The 1,017-nt window shown below is 50.9% G+C and carries 1 protein-coding gene; it reads left to right on the forward strand.

Translation table 11 applies throughout. The annotated features are described in order from the left end of the window. The coding region (locus tag F6K49_RS52900; RefSeq protein WP_293111137.1) for an NAD(+) kinase at nucleotides 1-677 on the forward strand (677 nt) is incomplete at its 5' end. Nucleotides 678-1,017: the final 340 nt, after the last annotated feature.

The following is a 1,017-nucleotide window of genomic DNA, read 5'->3' on the forward strand; positions in this document are numbered from 1 at the left end:
CAGTAAATGTTGGAGGTCATCTGGGATTTCTGACCCAACCCATCGAAGAATTTAAAGACACTGAGCAAGTTTGGGACCGACTATTAGAAGACCGCTATGCAGTTCAGCGGCGGATGATGTTACAGGGAGCTGTGTTTGGGGGAAACCGCACTGACATTACACCAGTTAGCGATCGCTTTTTCGCACTCAATGAAATGTGTGTCAAACCTGCCTCTGCCGATCGGATGATTACCTCAATTTTGGAAATGGAAATTGATGGAGAAATAGTCGATCAATACCAAGGGGATGGACTAATTGTTGGCACTCCCACTGGTTCCACTGGCTATACTGTTTCTGCGAATGGTCCAATTTTGCACGACTCCCTCGAAGCGATCGCAGTGGCACCCATTTGTCCGATGAGCCTTTCCAGTCGTCCTTTCGTACTCCCCTCTGGCTCTGTTGTCAGTATCTGGCCCTTGGGGGATTATGAGCTAAACACTAAACTCTGGATGGATGGTGTGCTCGCAACCTCTATTTGGCCTGGACAACGGGTGGATGTACGTAGAGCAGATTGTCAGGCCAAGTTCATTATCTTACGGGAACAGTATTCCTATTACCAGACCTTAAGGAATAAGCTTCAGTGGGCTGGTACTAGAGTCACCTACAGTAACAACCACCGCAATGGAGCACCTGGTTAGTTAATGGGGAGATAGGGAGATGGGGAGATGGGGAAATGGGGAAATGGGGAGATGGGGAGATGGGGAAGTGTGGGGAGTTGCGTAGTGGACCGACACATTTAAAATGGTGCAATAAGCGTAGGTTGGGTTGAAGAATGAAACCCAACACCAGTTGCTAGTGGTGCTTCAGGGGCGCTCCCCGTCATTTTCAACCTCGTAGCCAGGGTTGGGAAAGCCCGCCCCGTAACGCACCACCGGGTCAAACAGCAAAATTCCAAAAGCGATGCAGCGCGGTCTTGGGGAGGCAGCGCGGTCTTGGGGGTTCCCCCCATGAGCGACTGCCGTTGGTTTCCCCCACTCT

It is taken from the genome of Moorena sp. SIO3I6, from assembly GCF_010672095.1.